This is a genomic window from Allosphingosinicella sp. (assembly GCF_036570505.1).
GTDB lineage: Bacteria > Pseudomonadota > Alphaproteobacteria > Sphingomonadales > Sphingomonadaceae > Allosphingosinicella.
Map to the genome: position 1 here is coordinate 17,431 of NZ_DATCYB010000057.1, position 18,309 is coordinate 35,739.

The 18,309-nt window shown below is 66.6% G+C and carries 16 protein-coding genes; 5 read left to right on the forward strand and 11 right to left on the reverse strand.

Going from position 1 to position 18,309, the window contains the following annotated elements; translation table 11 throughout:
* Positions 1 to 182: 182 nt before the first annotated feature.
* The 4 genes from VIR62_RS06175 to VIR62_RS06190 are packed head-to-tail and all read left to right on the forward strand — an operon-like array spanning position 183 to position 6,947.
* Positions 183 to 1,571: a TIGR03013 family XrtA/PEP-CTERM system glycosyltransferase gene (locus VIR62_RS06175; protein WP_431869604.1), complete on the forward strand. Its 1,389-nt coding sequence runs from the start codon at positions 183 to 185 to the stop codon at positions 1,569 to 1,571.
* A complete protein-coding gene (gene prsK / locus VIR62_RS06180; RefSeq protein ID WP_431869606.1) occupies positions 1,571 to 3,667 on the forward strand; it encodes an XrtA/PEP-CTERM system histidine kinase PrsK in 2,097 nt (698 codons plus the stop codon). Before VIR62_RS06175 ends, prsK begins: the two co-directional genes overlap by 1 nt.
* Complete coding sequence (prsR, locus tag VIR62_RS06185) at positions 3,664 to 5,028, forward strand: PEP-CTERM-box response regulator transcription factor (RefSeq protein ID WP_431869608.1); 1,365 nt, start codon at positions 3,664 to 3,666, stop codon at positions 5,026 to 5,028. Before prsK ends, prsR begins: the two co-directional genes overlap by 4 nt.
* The gene (locus VIR62_RS06190; protein WP_431869610.1) at positions 5,025 to 6,947 is read left to right on the forward strand and encodes a tetratricopeptide repeat protein; all 1,923 of its coding nucleotides are present in this window, start codon (positions 5,025 to 5,027) and stop codon (positions 6,945 to 6,947) included. Before prsR ends, VIR62_RS06190 begins: the two co-directional genes overlap by 4 nt.
* Here the strand turns inward: VIR62_RS06190 and VIR62_RS06195 are convergent, their stop codons facing one another.
* From VIR62_RS06195 to VIR62_RS06245, 11 genes are all read right to left on the reverse strand, one after another.
* Entirely contained in the window at positions 6,948 to 8,729 is a 1,782-nt protein-coding gene (locus VIR62_RS06195; protein WP_431869612.1) for an ABC-F family ATP-binding cassette domain-containing protein, read from the reverse strand.
* Positions 8,730 to 9,028: 299 nt separating this feature from the next.
* Positions 9,029 to 9,244, reverse strand: a complete 216-nt coding sequence (locus tag VIR62_RS06200; protein ID WP_431869614.1) for a hypothetical protein — start codon at positions 9,242 to 9,244, stop codon at positions 9,029 to 9,031.
* Between the two features lie 84 nt (positions 9,245 to 9,328).
* Positions 9,329 to 9,535: a cold-shock protein gene (locus VIR62_RS06205; RefSeq protein ID WP_431869616.1), complete on the reverse strand. Its 207-nt coding sequence runs from the start codon at positions 9,533 to 9,535 to the stop codon at positions 9,329 to 9,331.
* Positions 9,536 to 9,809: 274 nt separating this feature from the next.
* Complete coding sequence (pip, locus tag VIR62_RS06210) at positions 9,810 to 10,760, reverse strand: prolyl aminopeptidase (RefSeq protein ID WP_431869618.1); 951 nt, start codon at positions 10,758 to 10,760, stop codon at positions 9,810 to 9,812.
* A 113-nt stretch (positions 10,761 to 10,873) separates the two neighbouring features.
* Positions 10,874 to 11,500 carry a helix-turn-helix transcriptional regulator gene (locus VIR62_RS06215; protein WP_431869620.1) on the reverse strand — a complete coding sequence of 209 codons (627 nt, stop codon included), beginning with the start codon at positions 11,498 to 11,500 and terminating at the stop codon, positions 10,874 to 10,876.
* A 229-nt stretch (positions 11,501 to 11,729) separates the two neighbouring features.
* Entirely contained in the window at positions 11,730 to 12,716 is a 987-nt protein-coding gene (locus tag VIR62_RS06220; RefSeq protein ID WP_431869621.1) for a helix-turn-helix domain-containing protein, read from the reverse strand.
* A gap of 4 nt (positions 12,717 to 12,720) precedes the next feature.
* Positions 12,721 to 13,980 carry an MFS transporter gene (locus tag VIR62_RS06225; protein WP_431869623.1) on the reverse strand — a complete coding sequence of 420 codons (1,260 nt, stop codon included), beginning with the start codon at positions 13,978 to 13,980 and terminating at the stop codon, positions 12,721 to 12,723.
* Positions 13,981 to 14,073: 93 nt separating this feature from the next.
* On the reverse strand, positions 14,074 to 14,508 hold the full coding sequence (locus VIR62_RS06230) for a hypothetical protein (protein ID WP_431869625.1): 435 nt from the start codon (positions 14,506 to 14,508) through the stop codon (positions 14,074 to 14,076).
* A gap of 230 nt (positions 14,509 to 14,738) precedes the next feature.
* Positions 14,739 to 15,848, reverse strand: coding sequence for an alpha/beta fold hydrolase (locus VIR62_RS06235; protein ID WP_431869626.1), 1,110 nt, complete (start codon positions 15,846 to 15,848; stop codon positions 14,739 to 14,741).
* Positions 15,849 to 15,941: 93 nt separating this feature from the next.
* Positions 15,942 to 16,100, reverse strand: coding sequence for a hypothetical protein (locus tag VIR62_RS06240; RefSeq protein WP_431869628.1), 159 nt, complete (start codon positions 16,098 to 16,100; stop codon positions 15,942 to 15,944).
* 96 nt (positions 16,101 to 16,196) lie between these two features.
* A complete protein-coding gene (locus VIR62_RS06245) occupies positions 16,197 to 17,807 on the reverse strand; it encodes an amidohydrolase family protein (RefSeq protein ID WP_431869629.1) in 1,611 nt (536 codons plus the stop codon).
* Positions 17,808 to 17,923: 116 nt separating this feature from the next.
* Here VIR62_RS06245 and VIR62_RS06250 point away from each other — a divergent pair, with 116 nt between their 5' ends.
* The gene (locus tag VIR62_RS06250; RefSeq protein WP_431869631.1) at positions 17,924 to 18,241 is read left to right on the forward strand and encodes a PepSY domain-containing protein; all 318 of its coding nucleotides are present in this window, start codon (positions 17,924 to 17,926) and stop codon (positions 18,239 to 18,241) included.
* Positions 18,242 to 18,309 lie beyond the last annotated feature (68 nt).

Below are 18,309 nucleotides of genomic sequence, written 5' to 3' on the forward strand. Positions count from 1 at the left end.
CCGCGGCGAAGGCCTGAATTGCTGTTCGTCTATTGAGCATCGGCCGTGCATAGCAGCACATTGCGGGCGCCCAAACCGCCGGTTGCCGCGCCCTTCAGGAAATATTTGTCAATTTGAGCGACAGTCCGCGGCGTGTCGGAAACTCTTACACACGGGCCATCGGCGGGCGGGGCGGCGGAGCAGTGATCAGGCTGTTCAAACATTACGTGCCGCATACCGTGCTGCTCCTGGGCTTCATCGACTTCACGCTGCTGATGCTGGCGGCCGAGGGCGGATGGCTGCTGCGCGAATGGCAGATCGGCGGCGGCGTCGATCCCGAAGCGTCGCGGCTGCCCAACATGCTGGTCTTCGCCGCAACGCTCGAGCTCGCCATGATCGGAGTCGGCGTCTACGCCCTCGACGCGCTGCGATCGATGCGCTTCGCCGTGGCGCGGCTGGTCGTCGCCATATCCCTGGGCGCCCTCCTCCTCGCTCTCGTCTTCTTCCTCGCGCCCTCGATCACCTTCTGGCGGTCCAATCTCCTCTACGCGATGCTGATCGCGCTGCTACTGCTTACCGGCGCGCGCGTCCTCCTCGGCCGGACCCTCGACGGCGCGGCGTTCAAGCGGCGCATCCTCGTGCTGGGCGCCGGGCCTCGCGCGGCCAGGCTGGAGGCGCTCGCTGGCCGCGAGGGGGCGGGCTTCGCCATCGCCGGCTATATCGGGATGAATGATGGCCCCATCGCCGTCGCCGATGCTGTCAACCGTTCCGACATCGTGAACCTCCCGGCCCATGTCGTCCGGCTCGGTGCCAGCGAGGTCGTTCTGGCACTGGAGGAGCGCCGCAATGCCCTTCCCCTCGCCGACCTGCTCCGGATCAAGACCACCGGCGTCCACGTCAACGACCTCTCCTCCTTCCTCGAGCGGGAGACGGGTCGGGTCGACCTGGATAGTCTCAATCCCAGCTGGCTCATCTTCTCTGACGGTTTTTCGGCCGGGCGCCGCCTGTCGGGCCTGGGCAAGCGCCTGTTCGATATCGCGGTAAGCGCCGCCATCCTGCTGCTCACCCTTCCTATCGTTCTTCTGACCGCCTTGGCGGTGAAGCTGGAGAGCGAGGGGCCGGCCTTCTTTCGTCAGCGTCGGATCGGCCTCTACGGTCAGGGCTTCGAGATATTGAAGCTGCGATCGATGCGGCAGGACGCGGAGGTGGGAGGCGTCGCCGTCTGGGCGGAAGAGGATGATCCCCGTGTCACCCGCGTCGGCCAGGTCATCCGCAAGCTCCGCATCGACGAGCTGCCCCAGGCCTGGAGCGTGCTGAACGGCGAGATGAGCTTCGTCGGCCCCCGGCCGGAGCGGCCGCAATTCGTCTCCGACCTCGAGGCGCGCCTCCCTTATTACGCCGAGCGCCACATGGTGAAGCCCGGCATCACGGGTTGGGCGCAGATCAACTACCCCTATGGCGCCTCGATCGAAGACGCCCGCCAGAAGCTCGAATACGACCTCTATTACGCGAAAAACTACACACCCTTCCTCGACTTGCTGATCCTGCTTCAAACGATGCGGGTTATCCTCTGGCCGAAGGGGGCGCGCTGATGCTGCCCGTCATCGGCCTGTGGAGTCACGCGCTCGCCGCTTTGCTGTTCGGCGCATTGGCCGCCTGGCAGCTCCGGCACTGGAACGGCGACCATCGCAACCGGCCGCTGGTCGCCGCCTTCGCCGTGACCTCACTCTGGGCGATCTTCGCCGCTCTGCTGGGGCCCGGGCATCTGCTCGCCGGTCTCGCGGAAAGCGCGCGCAACTTCGCCTTCCTCGCCTTCATGTACGGCATCATCAGGAGCGCCGGGGACGACGAGCGGCAGCGGGCGGTAAAGCTCGTCTATTTCACCGTGGCGGGAGTGATCGGACTTCAGATCGTTGTGGCCGGCGTCCTGCCGCGCTTCGAGGGCGAGGCCGTCGTCCACCAGGCTTTGGTCTCGACCGCCCACGTCATCGGCCTCACCATCGCCGCGGGCTCGCTGGTGCTGGTCCACAATCTCTACGGCCAGGCCGCCCCGGATTCCCGGTGGGGCATCCGCTTGCCGATGATCGCGCTCGCGGGCCTCTGGGCCTACGACCTCCACCTCTATACCGTCGCCTATCTGACCCGCGGTCCGGTCGACGATCTGTTCGCGATGCGCGGCGCCATAGCCGCCATGCTCGTGCCGCTGTTTGCGCTGGCGAGCCGGCGCAACGCCCAGTGGAAGATGCAGATGTCGCGCGCGGCAACCTTCCAGTCGCTCTCCGTCCTGATGATCCTCGCCTATCTGATCCTGATGATGTCGGCGACCCAGGCGATCGAGGTGATAGGCGGCGAGTGGGTCAGAATCGGCCAGATCGGCCTCATCTTCGCGATGAGCGTCGTCGCCCTCGTGCTTCTCCCTTCCGGCAAGGCGCGGGCGTGGCTGAGGGTGATGCTCGCCAAGCATTTCTTCGAGCACCGCTACGACTATCGTGCCGAATGGCTCCGCTTCACCCGCACCGTCGGCCGGGGCGGCATCGACGCCGCGCCGCTGGGCGACCGGGTGGTCAAGGCGCTGGCCGACATCTCCGGCTCTCCGGGCGGCCTCCTTCTGGTCGTCGACGAGCAATATCGTCTGGCGCCGGCCGCTCGCTGGAACTGGCATGGAGACGTTGGCCAGGGCGACACGCGCGATCACGATTTCGTGCGCTTCCTGCAGGCGACCGCCCATGTCGTCGATTTCGAGGCGGCGCGGCGCGAAGCGCTTGCCGTCGGCGAGGAGCGGATCGCCTTGCCGGCCTGGATGAGCGACGCGGACGCCGCCTGGGCCGGTATCCCCCTTCTCCACAGCGATCGCCTCGTCGGGCTCGTCATCCTCGAGCACCCCCTGGTTCGCCGTCCCCTCGACTGGGAGGATTTCGACCTGTTCCGCGCCGCCGGCATTCAGGCCGCGAGCTATCTCGCCGAGGCGCGGAGCCAGGAGGCGCTCGCCGACGCCCAGCGCTTCGACGAGTTCAACCGCCGCTTCGCCTTCATCCTCCACGACATCAAGAATCTGGTGAGCCAGCTCTCCCTCGTCGCGCGCAACGCCGAGCGGCACGCCGACAATCCCGAATTCCGGGCCGACATGATCGCGACGCTGCAAAGCTCGGTGAAGAAGATGAACGACCTCCTCGCCCGCCTCACCCGCGGCAACGGCGGCGCACCCTCGCCCGTCCGCGACACCTGCCTGCACCCTATCCTGTCGGCGATCGCCGGCGCGAAGCAGCGCGCCCATCCCGTCCATCTTTTCGGCGATCCCGCCCTGTCGGCGAAGGCCGATCCCGCGCGGCTCGAACAAGCGCTCGCTCATCTCGTCCAGAATGCGATCGACGCCAGCGCACCGGGCGATCCGGTGCGGATCTGCTTCGAGTGCCGCGGCTCCGAGGTCGCGATCGAGATCATCGACAGCGGCATCGGCATGTCCGCCGAATTCGTCGCCGGCCGCCTCTTCCAGCCCTTCGCCTCCACTAAGGATGGCGGTTTCGGCATCGGCGCCTTCGAGGCGCGAACGCTGATCGCCGCGATGGGCGGGCGCATCGAGGTCGAAAGCCGCGAGAGCGAGGGCAGCCGCTTCACCATCTTTCTGCCAACCGGAGAGGCGGATGCCGCTCCTCACACTGAACGCCAATTTGAACGGAAACGCGCATGAGTGCCGAGACCAGGGCGAAACTGCTTATCGTCGAGGATGACGAGGGCCTGCAGCGCCAGCTCCGCTGGGCCTATGACGACTATGAGGTTCTGGTGGCGTCAGACCGGGGCGCCGCCGTCGACCTGCTGCGGTCCCAGGAGCCGCCCGTCGTCACGCTCGACCTCGGCCTCCCGCCCGATCCCGACGGCGTGAGCGAGGGGTTCGCGACGCTCGAGACCATTCTCTCGCTGAAGCCCGATACCAAGGTGATCGTCGCCTCGGGTCACGGCGCCCGCGAGAGCGCGCTCCGGGCCATCTCGTCCGGTGCCTATGACTTCTACCAGAAGCCGGTCGACATCGATCAACTCGGCCTCATCGTACGCCGCGCCTTCCAGCTCCACGGCATCGAGAGCGAGAACCGACGCCTTGAGAGCCAGGTCGGTGACGACCGCACGGTGCTCGGCACGATGATCACCGCCGCGCCCGAAATGCTGAAGGTCGCCCGCACGATCGAACGCGTCGCCAATGCCGCCGTGTCGGTAATGCTGCTGGGCGCCAGCGGCACCGGCAAGGAGCTTCTCGCCCGCGGCCTCCATCAATCGAGCAACCGGCGGGGCGGCGCCTTCGTCGCGATCAACTGTGCCGCCATCCCCGAAAGCCTGCTCGAAGCCGAACTGTTCGGCTATGAAAAGGGCGCCTTTACCGGCGCGATCAAGACCACGGAGGGCAAGATCGAGCTTGCTGAGGGCGGCACGCTTTTCCTCGACGAGGTCGGCGACATCCCGCTTCCGCTCCAGGTGAAGCTGCTGCGCTTCCTCCAGGAGCGGGTGATCGAGCGGATCGGCGGGCGGAAACCGATCGCGGTCGACACCCGGATCGTCTGCGCTACCCATCAGGATCTGCCCGAGATGATCAAGGCGGGCAGCTTCCGCGAAGATCTCTACTACCGCCTAGCCGAGATCGTCGTCACCATCCCGACGCTGGCCGAGCGCCATGGCGACGCCACCCTGCTTGCCAAGCATTTCCTCCACCGCTTCTCGCGCGAGATGAACCCGTCGGTGAAGGGTTTCGCGCCGAGCGCGCTCGCGGCGATCAACGACTGGCCCTGGCCGGGCAATGTCCGCGAGCTCGAGAACCGGATGAAGCGGGCGGTCATCATGGCCGACGGCAAGCTCGTCACCGCCGAGGACCTCGATCTCAGCATCGGCGAGGAGGGTGGCCTTCCCGTCAACCTCAAGACGGCCCGCGAGGAGGCCGACCGCAAGGCCATTCGCCAGGCCCTCGCCCGCACCGAGAACAACATCTCCGGCGCCGCCAAGCTGCTCGGGATCAGCCGCCCGACGCTTTACGACCTCTTCAAGCAATACGGACTCCAGCCATGACCAAGGCTCAGCACATCGTAACGGCGCTTCTGCTGGCAACCACGGCCTGCTCCAACGCGTCGGACATTTCCGGGGCTTATGAGCGCGGCATCGCGGCGCTCGAGGCGGGACAGCCCCGCACCGCCCGCGTCGAGTTCATGAATGCGATCAAGGCCGATCCCGACAATGGCGCCGCTCGGGTCATGCAGGCCAGAACCTATCTGGCCTTGGGCGACGGCATCGCCGCCGCCGCCGAGATCGAGCGCGCCCGGCAGCTGTCCATCCCGGCGAGCGAGACCAGCCACCTGATGGCGCATGCGCTGCTCCTTCAGGACGAGCCCGATCGGGCGCTGGCAGAGCTGGAGACCGTTTCGCCGGCCCACGCCGCCTATGCCGCGCGGATGCGCGGCCAGGCTTTCGCCAGGCTCGGCGACGAGGACGCGGCGGCGGCTGAGTTCGCCAACGCGATCGAGGCGGCGCCCAGGGACAAGGACGTCTGGACCGACGTCGCCCGCTTCCGCCGCGCCAACGGCGACCTCGCCGGCGCGATCGTGGCCGCCGACAAGGCCGTGAGCTTCGATGCCAAGGATGTCGCGGCGCTCACCCTTCGCGGCGAGCTCACGCGCAGCCAATACGGCCTTCGCGCCGCCCTGCCCTGGTTCGACCGCGCGCTCGAGATCGATCCCGACAATGTCACCGCGCATCTCGAACGGGCCGCGACGCTCGGCGATCTCGGCGAGATGCGGGCGATGCTTGCGGAGACGCGTAAGGTCCTGAAGCTGTCCGAGGGCAATCCGGTCGCCTACTATCTCCAGGCGATGCTTGCCGCGCGGGCCCACAAGTTCGAGCTCGCCCGCTCGCTCTACAAACGCACCGGCGGCGCGATGGACGACCAGCCCGCGGCGATGCTGCTCGCCAGCGCGATCGACTACCAGACCGGCAATGCCGAGCAGGCGGTAAACACGCTTCAGCAGCTGGTCGCACTTCAGCCCAACAACCGCAAGGCGCGGCGCCTGCTCGCCGCCACGCAGTGGAAGCTGGGCGACGCGCGCGGCACAGCCGAGACGCTGGCCACCATCGTCGATCGGCCCGATGCCGACAGCTATTCGCTGACCCTCGCCGGCCAGGCCCTGCAGAAGCTTGGCAAGAGCGACGAAGCCGCCATCCTTCTCGCCCGCGCGGCCCAGCCGCGGAACCGCTCGGCGACGGCGCTCTGGTCGAACCCGGTGAGCGACGAGGAGCTTGCCGCCGTCCGGCAGCAGGCGGCCGACAAGCCCGACCATGCTCCGGCACAGGTCGCCCTCATCGGCGCGCTCCTGTCCAGGGGCCTCGGCGAGGAAGCGCTGGAACGAGCGCTTCGGCTCCAAACCGGCAATCCCGGCGCGCCCGACGCCCATATCCTCGTCGGCGACGCGCGCGGCATGCGGGGCGACTTCGCCGGCGCGGCGCGGGAGTATCGCAAGGCGGCCAACATCGCCTTCACCGAGCCGGCGGCGATGCGCCTCATCGAGGCGCTGGAGCGCTCCGGCCAGCCCACGGCGGCGACCGACGTGCTGAACCTCTACCTGGAGCAGAACCCCCGCAGCGTGCCGGCGCAGCTGATGGCCGCCAGCCGGATGATGGAAGAAGGCCGGTGGGCCCGAGCGATCGGCCTCTATGAAGGCCTCCGCCGGCGCCTCGGCGACCGCGACGCCGTCATGCTCAACAACCTCGCCTGGGCCTATTCGGAGCGGGGCGATTACGAGAAAGCCCTGCCGATCGCCGAGAAGGCCTGGACCCTCGACAAGGACAATCCCGCCACCGCCGACACCTATGGCTGGCTCCTCTTCAAGAGCGGCCGCGACAAGGCGAAAGGCCTCTCCCTCCTGGAGCAGGCCTCCGGCGGCGCCCCGGCCGACGACCAGATCCGCGCCCATCTGGACGAGGCGCGGCGGGGCTGATCAGCTCGCCAGCGCCTCTACCTGCTCGGCCAGTTCCAGCCAGCGCTCCTCCGCGGCGGCGCGCTCGGCCCTCGCCTTGTCGATCGCGGCGGTGAGGGCGGCGAAGCGGTCGGGATCGCGGGTGTAGAGGTCGGGATCGGCGAGGATGTCCTCGTCGCGGGCTATTTCGGCTTCCAGTTGGTCGATCCGCTCGGGCAGCAATTCGTAGTCGCGCTGGTCCTTGTAGGTCAGCTTGGTCTGCCGGCGTGGTGGCGCGGGCGTCGCCTTGGAGGGTGCGGGCACCTTCACATTGTGGACATGCGGCCGGCGCTTCCTCTCCCAATCCTCATAGCCGCCGGCGACGATATCGACCTTGCCGGAGCCGTCGAGGCCGAGCGTGATGGTCACGGTACGGTCGAGGAAATCGCGGTCGTGGCTGACGATGAGGACGGTGCCGTCATAGTCGGCGATCACCTCCTGGAGGAGATCGAGCGTCTCCAGGTCGAGATCGTTGGTCGGCTCGTCGAGGACCAGCAGGTTCGACCGACGGGCGAATTCGCGTGCGAGCAGCAGGCGCGATCGCTCGCCGCCGGACAGCGTCCCGATCTTCGCGTCGATCAGCTCCGGTGCGAACAGGAACTCCTTCAAATAGCCCTGGACGTGCTTGCGGTGTCCCCGCACCTCGATCCAGTCGCCGCCGTCGGCGAGCACGTCGCGGACGCGCTTGTCGGGATCGAGCAGCCTTCGCTGCTGGTCGATCATGATGCCCTCCAGCGTCTTCGCCCGCCGGATCGTGCCTTCGTCGGGTTCGATCTCTCCGGTCAGCAGCTTGAGCAAGGTGGTCTTGCCCGCGCCGTTGGCTCCGACCACGCCGATGCGGTCGCCGCGCTGGATGCGCAAAGTGAAGTCCTTGACGATCGCACGCTCACCATAACGCTTGGTGACGCGATCGGCGTCGATCACCATCTTCGTCTTCACGTCGTCATTTTCGAGGCCGAGCTTGGCTGTCCCCGCCGGCCCCAGCATCGCCGCGCGCGTCGCGCGCATCTCGTGCAGCTTGGCGAGCCGGCCCTGGTTGCGCTTGCGCCGGGCTGTGACGCCGCGCTGGAGCCAGTGCAGCTCCAGCTTCAGCTTCGCGTCGAGCTTCTCGGCCGCGCGCGCTTCCTCGGCGTAAACCTGTTCGGTCCAGACATCGAAGCCGCCGAAGCCGATCTCCGCGCGGCGAAGCTCGCCCCGGTCGAGCCACAGGCTGGAGCGCGTGAGGCGCTTGAGGAACGTCCGGTCGTGGCTGATCGCGATGAAGGCGCCGGTATAGCGGCCGAGCCAGTCCTCCAGCCATTCGATCGCGGCGAGATCGAGATGGTTGGTCGGCTCGTCGAGCAGCAGCACCTGCGGGTCCCGCGCCAGCGCCCGCGCGATCGCCGCCCGTCGCCGCTCCCCGCCCGAGGCGGTGGCGGCCGGGCGGTCGAGGTCGATGCCGATCTGGTCGGCGATAGTGTCCACCTGATGCGCCGCCGGGGCGTCGGAGCCGGACAGCGCATAGTCGCGCAGCGTCTCGAACCGGGTGACATCCGGGTCCTGCTCCAGCAGCACGACCTTCACCCCCGGCTGGATCGTCCGCCGCCCCTCATCCGTCTCGATCATGTCCGCGAGGCATTTGAGCAGGGTCGTCTTCCCCGCCCCGTTCCGCCCGATTAGCGCCAGCCGATCGCGCGCACCGACGAACAGGTCCAGGCCCCGGAACAACCATCCGGCGCCCTGGACCAGGCCGAGATTTTCATAGGCAAGAACGGGTGCGGGCATCGGTGAGGAGATAGTCGCTTCAAGGCGCGGCGCAAAAGGCCGGAACGCGGAAGGTTAGGAAAGTGAGGGAATTTGAAAATTCCATTCGATCAATTGCGTCCTTTCAATCGATTTCATCAATGCGGCACAGTTCGGAGACTTATGCCCCGTGCCCATGGCATGACCCAGCCGTGTAGGAAAATGGTTTTGCGCTCGGCGCCGATACTCCATGCCGACGGAGTGAGCGAGACCGGCGTCTCCGAGTGTCCGATGTGGGGTCGAGGCGAGATATTCGACCAGCGCTCGCGCGCCGGTGCCGTTCAGGCTTGACTGGCGGCTTTCAAAGCCCGCTCCGCCGCCTTCTCGGCCGCCAGCTTCGCGCGCATTTTCTCGCCACGTTCGCTGCGAGCGGCCATCTCGGTCCAGGTCGCTTCCGATCGAAGCCAGCGATCCCGCACATTGTCGAGCGTCGCGGCACCGGCAACGGCGCGAGCTTCCGCGGCGCGTTCCAGATAGAATTCGCGTTGTGCCGACATGACTTGATCTCCGATCGCAAAAAAAGAGGCGGGTGCACATGGCACCCGCCCGTCGTTTTCCTCCGCCGAAGCGAAGGTTACAGCTTAGGCAGCCTGCAGATTCACGGCGCTGGACTTGCCGCGCTTGTCGTTCTCAAGCTCGTAGGACAGGCGCTGCTCCTTTTCGAGCGTGCGCATCCCGGCGGCTTCGACGGCGGTAATGTGGACGAAGGCATCGTTGCCCCCGGCTTCGTTGGTGATGAAGCCATAGCCCTTGGCGTTGTCGAAAAATTTCACGGTGCCGATTGGCATATTCAGTTCCTTCTTTGATGAAGAGACCGAAAAGCGGTCCCTTTTGCGCTAAGAGAAGCGATAGAAGGAAGAAGGAGCCGCAAAGCGCCGAAGTCCGTCAATTTGCGACTGTAGCAAGCCCCTATATAGGCGCTCGAACGCGGAATATTAGTGGCAATGCCGATCCCCTCGACGACGATTTCGCATATTCTAGGAAAAAGCGTCCGGAATCGAGGCCGTGTCGGCAAAGGAAAACGACAGTTCCAGCAAGCGCACCACGGCCACGGGACGAGCCTCACCCCTTCCCAGCGTACCGATCCGTCGCACGGATGAGCTGGTCAAGGATGCCGGGTTCGGAATAAGCGTGGCCGGCGCCTTCGACGAGGCGGAGGTCGGCTTCGGGCCAGGCCTGGTGGAGCTGCCAGGCGTAGCGCGCGGGGCAGGGCATGTCGTAGCGGCCGTGGACGATGGTGCCGGGGATGCCCTGAAGGCGGCCGGCGTCGCGAAGGAGCTGGTTCGGCTCCAACCAGCAGCCGTTCATGAAATAATGGGTTTCGATCCGCGCGAAGGCGAGGGCGAAATGGGGGTCGTCATGCTGCTCGGCGAGCTTGGCATCGGGGAGCAGGGTGATCGTCTCGCCCTCATAGAGGCTCCAGGCGCGGGCGGCCGCGATCTGAGTATCGGGATCGCCGCCGGTCAGGCGTCGGTGATAGGCTGCCAGCAAGTCGCCGCGCTCCGCTTCGGGAATGAGCGCGACGAACTTCTCCCATTTGTCGGGGAACATCTCCGACACGCCGAACTGGTAGAACCATTCGAGTTCCGGTCGGGTGCAGGTGTAGATGCCGCGCACCACGAGCTCGCTGACGCGCTCGGGATGAGTCTCGGCATAAGCGAGCGCGAGGGTCGAGCCCCATGAGCCGCCGAACACCAGCCATTTGTCGACGCCGATATGGGCCCGCAACCGCTCTATATCCGCGACCAGGTGCCAGGTCGTGTTCGCCTCCAGGCTCGCATAAGGGGTCGATTTGCCGCAACCACGCTGATCGAAGAGCAAGAGGTCGTATCGCTCCGGATCGAACTGGCGCCGATGCTCGGGCGCGATGCCGCCGCCCGGTCCGCCATGCAGGAACAGGGCCGGCTTCGCTCCCTTCGTTCCGCATCGCTCGAAATAGACCTGATGGCCGTCACCGACGTCGAGCATACCGGTCTCATAGGGGTCGATGGGAGGATAGAGAGTGCGCTGCATCGTTGTCCTTCCTTTCCGCCGCCCTGCCATGGCACGAACGGCTTGCCGTCGGAAAGACCCACGACGCAGGCAGAATAATCGGCTGTCAGGTCAACCGGCCGGCCCGGGCCGTCTCACATCTGATAGGCGCGGATGCGGCTGAGCAGGCCCTCGCGGTTCTTCACGGCGAGCTTGGCATATAGATTCCTGATGTGTGTGCGCACGGTTTCCGTGGAGACGCACAGCTGTTCGGCCGCTTGCGCCGCCGAAAGTCCGTCTGCCAGCTGAAGCAGGACCCTGATTTCCCCGCGGGTGAGCTGGAAGGCCGATCCCAGATCCGCGTAGCTGGGCCTGAACTCGCCGCCGCTGCGACGGAGGACGAGGCCGAACCTGCCTGTGGGCAGCGGTTGCACCGACACCAGAAGATGGCCGTCCTGATCCTCGGATCGAAGGCACAAGGTCGCGGCTTCATTTCCGCACCTCGCGAGCAGGGCTATCAATTCGACCTGGTGGGCGGGATTGCACGTCATGAGGAGATCGCCGCGCCTCAGGACGTCGCGTCGCCGTTGCAATTCGCGCTCGGCGCGAACGTTCAGCCATTTTATGGTCAAGGCGGGATCGACGATCAGCCGCGGGACGTCCTCGATATCGAACCAGTGAAGGACAAGCTCGTCCACACTCGCCTCGATAAATCCGGGTCTTGGCATATGCCGTTCAGCGGCCTCGACTTCGCGGCGCCTCAGGGCCTGCCCGTGGATCATCTCAGGCTCCAGAACGCGTGAGAAGGGCGATCCAGGCGTGCGGACTTCTTGCGACGTACTTCCCCCCGGATCGCCCTCGCCAATGTGGGCCGCCCTCCCCGCTGTTCCCCCTCCGCGAAGCGGGCGGCCGCCTCAACAAGGTCCTGTCAAACAGAGACATAGCAGGACCAGGGGGGCGGCTGGATGTCCCAGCGTCCCAAATCTGGGACGAGACGGTGAGAACCCGCCGCTAGCGGAGCGTCCCCATCCAGCCTTGCCAGCGGCGGTAGCCCTTGAGGGCGTCGTCGTCCGCTAGCCCCTGCACCATCCGGCGATAGGCGCCGGGCGGACAACCGAAGGCTTCGTGGAACTGGCGGCTCATATGGCTTTCGCTCGCGAAGCCGCAGGCATGGGCCAGCTCGGCCAGGGTCGCCTCCGTGCCATTGTCGATCGCGGACCGAACGGCTTGGAGTCGCCGCGTCCGGATCAGGCGCGCGACTCCGCCCCGGTCCTGCAGGAGCCGGTAGAGCCCGGATCGAGACAGGCCGGCCGCGGCCGCGATCGTCTCGGCAGACAGCCTCCTGTCCCCGAGGCTGGAGGCGATGCAGCGTTCAACCGCGTCGAGCCTGGCGGCGTGGAGCCGGCGTGCGGCGGACCCGCTGGCCGCATCCCCAAACAAGACGGCCGAGATCAGCTCGGCCAGCACGCGCGAATAGACCGGGCTGCCATCATCCGGAAGCATCGGCGCGCGATGGGCGAGCGACACCAGGAAATCGGTCAGCAGCAAGGTCGCCGGCGGAGAGACAAGCCGGCCGTGGAGCGGCCCCACCGGCCCGGTCGCCGGTTCCACCAGGTGCCGCCCGATGCTGACGGTGAGGAGGTGCGCTTCGCGGGGCATGGTTCGCGAGGGCTGCGTCGTATCCATGAACAGGATGTCGCCCGCGCGGGCGGTTTTTCCACCGTCCGGCTCGCTCCAGTCGAGCTCGCCTTCCAGCATCGCATGGGCGACCAGATGGGCGTATCCGTCTGTTGTCACACGAGCATCGCGCGAATGGACCAGCCCGGTCATGAAACGATCGAAAAGGATGAAGCCGTGGTGGCGCCAGGCGCGGACCCTGGCATGGAACGGCCCATCGCCCCGGGTGACGTCCGAGCCATGGGAATAGAGATGGGCATATTCCTCGAAAGCCTGGCCTTCCGGCCGGCCTTCGCTGGAATAGGCGAAATGATCCCGCATGCGCCTATCCCCCGGGGGCCAGCGGGGACGCGCCCGCCGCGGGCAAGGGCGAACGGCGCCCGACGATCGAGGCCAGCGCCGCCGCCGCGAACGCAGCTGCCGTCACCAGGGCGAGCGAGACAGCAAGCTCATGATGGCCCAGGCTGTCGCTGAGGATGCCCGTCAGCCATGGGCCGATGCCGTAGCCGGCCAGGGTCACGGCCCCGATGAAGAGAGTGTTGGCGACAAAGCGCTGCTCAGCGGGGATCACTGGCTGGAGCCCGATCAGCGCGGCGGCCGCGGCAAAGCCCCCGCCGGCGCTGAAACCCGCCAGCGCCAGCATCGCGACGACGAGATGCGACGCCCGCAGGAGGATCAGGGCCGACGCCAGGGCAACGGCCAGCCCCAGCAATATCAGCCCGTGCGGCCAGGCGGTCCTGTGGCGCAAGGCGGCGACGACCCGCCCGGCGCCCAGGTGTCCGAGCGGCGCCGCGAAAAGCACGATGAGGCCCACCGCCATGGCGCTGTCGGCAACGCTCAGCCCATAATCGCGGTGGAGAAGGGTCGGCGCCCAGGCGCCCTCGGCCTGCACCACGATGATGGCGGCGGCGGCGGTGAGGAAATAGCTGGCATGAAACAGGCGGGCACGGCTCATGCCGCGCAAGGTCGGGCCCAGTCCCGCCGCCGGCGACGCGGCATACGGAGCGCGCACGTCCGACTTCGCAAGCAGCGCCAATGCGAGCAGGAGATTGGGGGCGACCATGGCAAGACTGGCCAGCCTCCACGGCTCAAGGTCCGCGACGTTGAGCTGCGTCGCCATCAGCAGCAGCGCGCCCCCGAGCAGCAGGCCGCCGCTCCGCCCGGTGGCCGAGCCCGTCGTCAGGGCCGAGATGGCGACCGACGGCGGTGGATGGCTGGCAACCGACAAGATGGAAAGGGCGGCCGGCATGAAGGCGGCCTGCGTGAAGCCGAGCATCATCCGGGCCGCGAACAGACCGGCCTGGCTGGTGGCGAGCGCGAAGGCGGCGGCGGCGAGCGTCCAGCCGATCACGGACAAAGCCATCAGCAGGAAGGGCCGCTCGGCCTTCAGCCACAGGCTCGCGGCGACCATGCCGACGGCGTAGGGGATAATGACGGCCGTTCCGTGCAGCATGCCCAGCTGGGCATCGGTGAGGGCGAATTGCGCCTGGAGGTCCGACGCGAAGGCTGCGGTCAAAGCGCGGTCGGCATAGCCACCGAATTGCGCCGCGCTGACGATCAGCACCGGCGCCCAGCCAAGACACACACCCCTACCTTCTACGGCCTCTCCCCCCATGGAGACATGATCGGCAATTCAAAAGGTTAGTCAACCATTGACCAGGTGACGATGCGCCAGGGGTTACAGGCAGCCTTCGACATACTGGATGCTCGGGCCGCCGGCGTGGATCGTGGCGACGGTGCCGCTTTGATCGATCTCGTAGCGAATGCCTCGCGCTTCGGGCGAGCGGATATAGGGCTCGTCTCCGGCGCCGGTCGTCCACACCGTCAGATATTCGGCGGGCGCCGCTTCATATTCGTGGGGGCTCGCCGCCACGTCCTCGCCATAGGCCGCCTTTATCGCGGCGGCGGTGTCGCCCGGGCCGAAACCGCGATCGGTCTTCACCTCGGTCGGGTTCGAGAGTGAGACACGTGTAAGCCGCCCGTCCTCCACCATGACCCGCAAGCCCTCCGGCGCGCGCGCCGGGTGGAATATGTCGCATGACTCCGGCTCGGGCCCGCCGACCGCATCGGGATCGGAATCGGGTCCAGCCGCGGCCATAATCTCGACCAGCATCATGCCGACGTGCAGCGGCCCCCAGCCCTCGGCGGTGAGCGGCGCGATTTCAGCCGCGGTCTGCGAATCTGGCGAGACCCCTTTGTCAGCCGTTGTTTCGGCAGGTGCCCTGGCAGGTCGCGCTTCATTTGTCGCGGAACCTGAAGCCGCGTCCTGCTCAGGCGCACAGGACGCAAGAGCCACGGCCCCGGCCAGAAGCCAGCTCCGCAGCGGACATCGCCATTCCACGTTCATTCGAAACTGCCATCGCTTCTCGCAGCCAACGGCCGAACATGGTCGAGCAACGCCTTGAACACGCGGCCGGGCTCCTCGATCATCGGCAGGTGCGCCGAATGCTCGAACCAGATCGTGGTTTTCTTGGGCGCCTCCAGCCGCCGCATCCAGTCGGCGGCGATCGGCGAGGGCGTCGTATAATCGTGCCGGCCGAGGAGCATGACGACCGGAACCTCCAGGCGCTTGAGGTCCATGAACGAGAGGTCCGCCATACGCGGCCACAGCGTCGTGACGGTGTAGAGGCTGCCGTCGTTCCACGCCTTGCGGTCGGCCGCCGTATATTCCGGCGAGAGGCGCGGCGCTCGGAGATAGAAGTTGGCGTCCGCCCGATAGGCCGCGAGAGCGCCGTAGCGGATCGAATATTTGCGCCAGCCGTCCGCCTTTTCGATCGTGAAAGGACCGCTGTCGGGATAAGGGCGTAGCGCCTCGATAGCGCGGATGGCCTCGGCGTCGCCCTTCTCGCGGGCGCGCTTCAGCGTCCAGGCCATGCCGACGCGCTCATTCTCGCGGATGTCTATGATCTGGCCCATACCGATATAGGCGTGAAGCAGGTCCGGACGCTTGGCCGCGACCGAAAGCCCGACCATCGAACCCCAGCTATGGCCCAGGAGGAACACCTTGCGCTTGCCATATTTGGCTCGGAGCAGCTCGATAAGCTCGATGGCGTCGTCGCGATAGCCCTCCAGCGTGAGCGTCGGCGCCAACGCCTTCGGATCATTCAGCGGAAAGGACTTGCCGGCGCCGCGCTGATCCCACTGGACGACGGTAAAGAAATCCTCCCATGGGCGCTGGAACGCCCAGGCCATCGGCATTTCGACCGAGCCCGGTCCGCCGTGAACGAAGAGGAGGATCGGATTGGCGCGATCCGACCCACGCACGCTCACCGCCTGCCGCGTCCCGCCCAGCTCCGCGACGAAGCTTTCCTGGATTCCGTTCGGCGTGACGATGCGGTGGATATCGGCGACAATCGCGCGCCCGGCGGCGTAGCTTTCGTCGCCGGCGGGGGACTCCGCCAGGGCCGGCGTCGCCAGCGCCAGAAACAGAATCGCTATCGCCGAACGGATCATCAAGGGCCTCTTTTTGATTGTTTGGAAGGGCACCCCTAGAGGTTTCGACCGCCAGGACAACAGCGGGGCGGAACGAGCTCCGGCTCGGACGAGTCAGCCCATGGCGCCGAATACAACGGCCAGCAGAGCCATCAGCAAGGCAATCACACCCAAAGCGATCAGGAGCAGCACGACCAGGAGGAACACCGAGCCCGTGTCGTTATCAAATCGCCAGGCCAGCCAGAGAATGGAAGCGACCGCAATAAAGGCCACGCCCCTGCCCCCAACAGGCTCGCCGCGATTGCCGCGACCGGCAGGATGATCGATCTCGCAAGACCCGGCGTCGTAAGCCGCAGCGTCCTTACTCCGTCATGGCGCCGGGGATGAGGCGTTGGTTCCCTTCTGCACCTCCACCATCGCCGCCACGTCGGCGAGCAGCTCGTGGGCGTCGTAGACGATGCCGTCCTTGATGGTCCAGCGGACGCCGCCGACGCGCTCGACCTTGCCGTTCTCGTCCAGCCGCTCGAAGCCAGTGCCGTAGAGCGTCTTGAAATTGTGGAGGGGGTTTTCGGGGACGATCACGAGGTCCGCCAGCATGCCTTCCTTGACCATGCCGATGGGGGCCTCGATGCCTTTGGGGCGGTAGAGTTCATAGGCGCCGTTCTTGGTCGCCGCGACGATCGCCTCCAGCGGGGTGAAGCCCGCTTCCTGCAGCATCTCCAGCTCCTGGATGTAGGGGAAGCCCCAGCTTTGGTAGATGTAGCCGGGATCGGAGCCGACGGTGACGATGCCGCCCATATTCTTATAGTCGTTCATGAGCCGCATGTAGGGGCCGTAGAAGCGACGCCAGGCAATCTCCTTTTCCGTCGTCCAGTCGTACCAATAGCTGCCGTGGTTGACGCGGCTCGGCTGGAAGAACTGGTAGAGCGACGGCAGGGTATATTTCTCGTGCCAGTCGGCGTTGCGCGCCCGCATCAGGTCGCGTCCGGCGGAGTAGATGTTCAAGGTGGGGTTGAAGACGACGCCGTTTTCGAGCTGCGCCTCCAGATAGGCCTGCCATTCCGGGCTGCCGGGTTCGACGACCTGGTCGGCGAGGTTGGCGATCTCGTAGAACCGGTCCTGCTCGTTGAACATGTTGTAGTCGGACGGATATTTGGGCAGGCGGCCATCCTTCAGCAGGCTTTCGAAATGGCCGTAGAAATGGGTGACGGTATCGAGGCCCATGTCGCCGGCGATGCGGGCGTTGACCTCGGCGACGCCGCCCTGGCCCAGGTGGGCGATGGTGCCAAGCCCCTGCTTTTCCGCCTCGTCGATCGCGGCCGCCATAACGGCGCGGGAATTGGAGTTGAAGAATTTGACGCCGTCATAGCCCTGGCTGGCGGCCCGACGCACCCAGGCGCGGACCTTCTCCGGCGTGTCGACGGCGCCACCGTTCCATTCGGAGCCGGGCACCAGATAGGCGAAGATACGCGGCGCGACGATGCTGTTTTCCGCGCTCCGTCTCTTGTCGGCCAGCGCGACGGGACCGTCCTGGATCGGCACGCCGCGCACGGTCGTCACGCCATGGGCCAGCCAGAGCTTGTAGCCGTAGCTCGGCTGCGGCGCCTTGTCGGGGTCGCCATTATGGGCATGGGTGTCGATGAAGCCCGGCAACACATACATGCCGGTGGCGTCGATCTCGTGGTCGAAGTCGCGCGGCTCGCGGTCCGATTCGATCGGAAGGCCCGGCGTTCCCGCCCCGCGGATCTCGGCGATGCGGTTGCCCTCGACGACGATGTCGTCCGGTCCCATAGGCGGCGCGCCGCTGCCGTCGATCAGGGTCGCGCCGCGGATGACGAGCGTGCCGAACGGCCCCATGCCCTCGTCGGCGCCGCGCGCCGGCACCGGCTGCATTTGGGCCTCCGGCTCGGCGGCGGCCGCGGGAAGAGGCGTCAGCAACAAAGCCGCCAGAGCGGCGGCCGCGACCTTCAATTCACGCATCACATTCCCCCTCGGCGTCCCGCCAAAGCTTAAGTTTTGCCTTCTGTCACATTCATGGCCTATTCAACGCGCCTTGGCTATTCCGCTTCAAGAACAAGCAATAAGTGTAGAGAAAGATGGTCAAGCGTATCCCCCTCCTCCTCCTTGCAGCCGCCGCGATCGGCCTGACGTCGCTCGCGCCGGCCGTCGACGCGCGTCCGCGCCACGATCGGGAGCAGGACGCCGCCTACAAGGCGCGCCAGCAGGGCAGGATCATGTCGCTACGCAGCATCGAATCACGCGTCATGCCGCGCATGCGGGGAGCCGAATATCTGGGCCCTGAACTCGATGCCGGCTCGGGCACCTATCGCCTGAAATTCATGCGCAGCGGGCGCGTCATCTGGGTCGATGTCGACGCGAGGACCGGCCAGGTGATCGGCCGCTCGGGCAATTAAGCCTTCTGTTTGGAAGGCGGCACCAGCCCGCTTCCGCGAAAACGAGCCCTACTAACCGTTCCCCCGAT

What these genes read in the sequence shown, in the direction of transcription:
- VIR62_RS06215 (WP_431869620.1), bottom strand. Translation starts at nt 11,500, where the DNA reads ATGATCCACGGGCAGGCCCTGAGGCGCCGCGAAGTCGAGGCCGCTGAA.
- VIR62_RS06235 (WP_431869626.1), bottom strand. Translation starts at nt 15,848, where the DNA reads ATGATCCGTTCGGCGATAGCGATTCTGTTTCTGGCGCTGGCGACGCCG.
- VIR62_RS06230 (WP_431869625.1), bottom strand. Translation starts at nt 14,508, where the DNA reads ATGCTGGTCGAGATTATGGCCGCGGCTGGACCCGATTCCGATCCCGAT.
- VIR62_RS06220 (WP_431869621.1), bottom strand. Translation starts at nt 12,716, where the DNA reads ATGCGGGATCATTTCGCCTATTCCAGCGAAGGCCGGCCGGAAGGCCAG.
- VIR62_RS06195 (WP_431869612.1), bottom strand. Translation starts at nt 8,729, where the DNA reads ATGCCCGCACCCGTTCTTGCCTATGAAAATCTCGGCCTGGTCCAGGGC.
- VIR62_RS06245 (WP_431869629.1), bottom strand. Translation starts at nt 17,807, where the DNA reads ATGCGTGAATTGAAGGTCGCGGCCGCCGCTCTGGCGGCTTTGTTGCTG.
- VIR62_RS06190 (WP_431869610.1), top strand. Translation starts at nt 5,025, where the DNA reads ATGACCAAGGCTCAGCACATCGTAACGGCGCTTCTGCTGGCAACCACG.
- prsR (WP_431869608.1), top strand. Translation starts at nt 3,664, where the DNA reads ATGAGTGCCGAGACCAGGGCGAAACTGCTTATCGTCGAGGATGACGAG.
- prsK (WP_431869606.1), top strand. Translation starts at nt 1,571, where the DNA reads ATGCTGCCCGTCATCGGCCTGTGGAGTCACGCGCTCGCCGCTTTGCTG.
- VIR62_RS06200 (WP_431869614.1), bottom strand. Translation starts at nt 9,244, where the DNA reads ATGTCGGCACAACGCGAATTCTATCTGGAACGCGCCGCGGAAGCTCGC.
- pip (WP_431869618.1), bottom strand. Translation starts at nt 10,760, where the DNA reads ATGCAGCGCACTCTCTATCCTCCCATCGACCCCTATGAGACCGGTATG.
- VIR62_RS06250 (WP_431869631.1), top strand. Translation starts at nt 17,924, where the DNA reads ATGGTCAAGCGTATCCCCCTCCTCCTCCTTGCAGCCGCCGCGATCGGC.
- VIR62_RS06205 (WP_431869616.1), bottom strand. Translation starts at nt 9,535, where the DNA reads ATGCCAATCGGCACCGTGAAATTTTTCGACAACGCCAAGGGCTATGGC.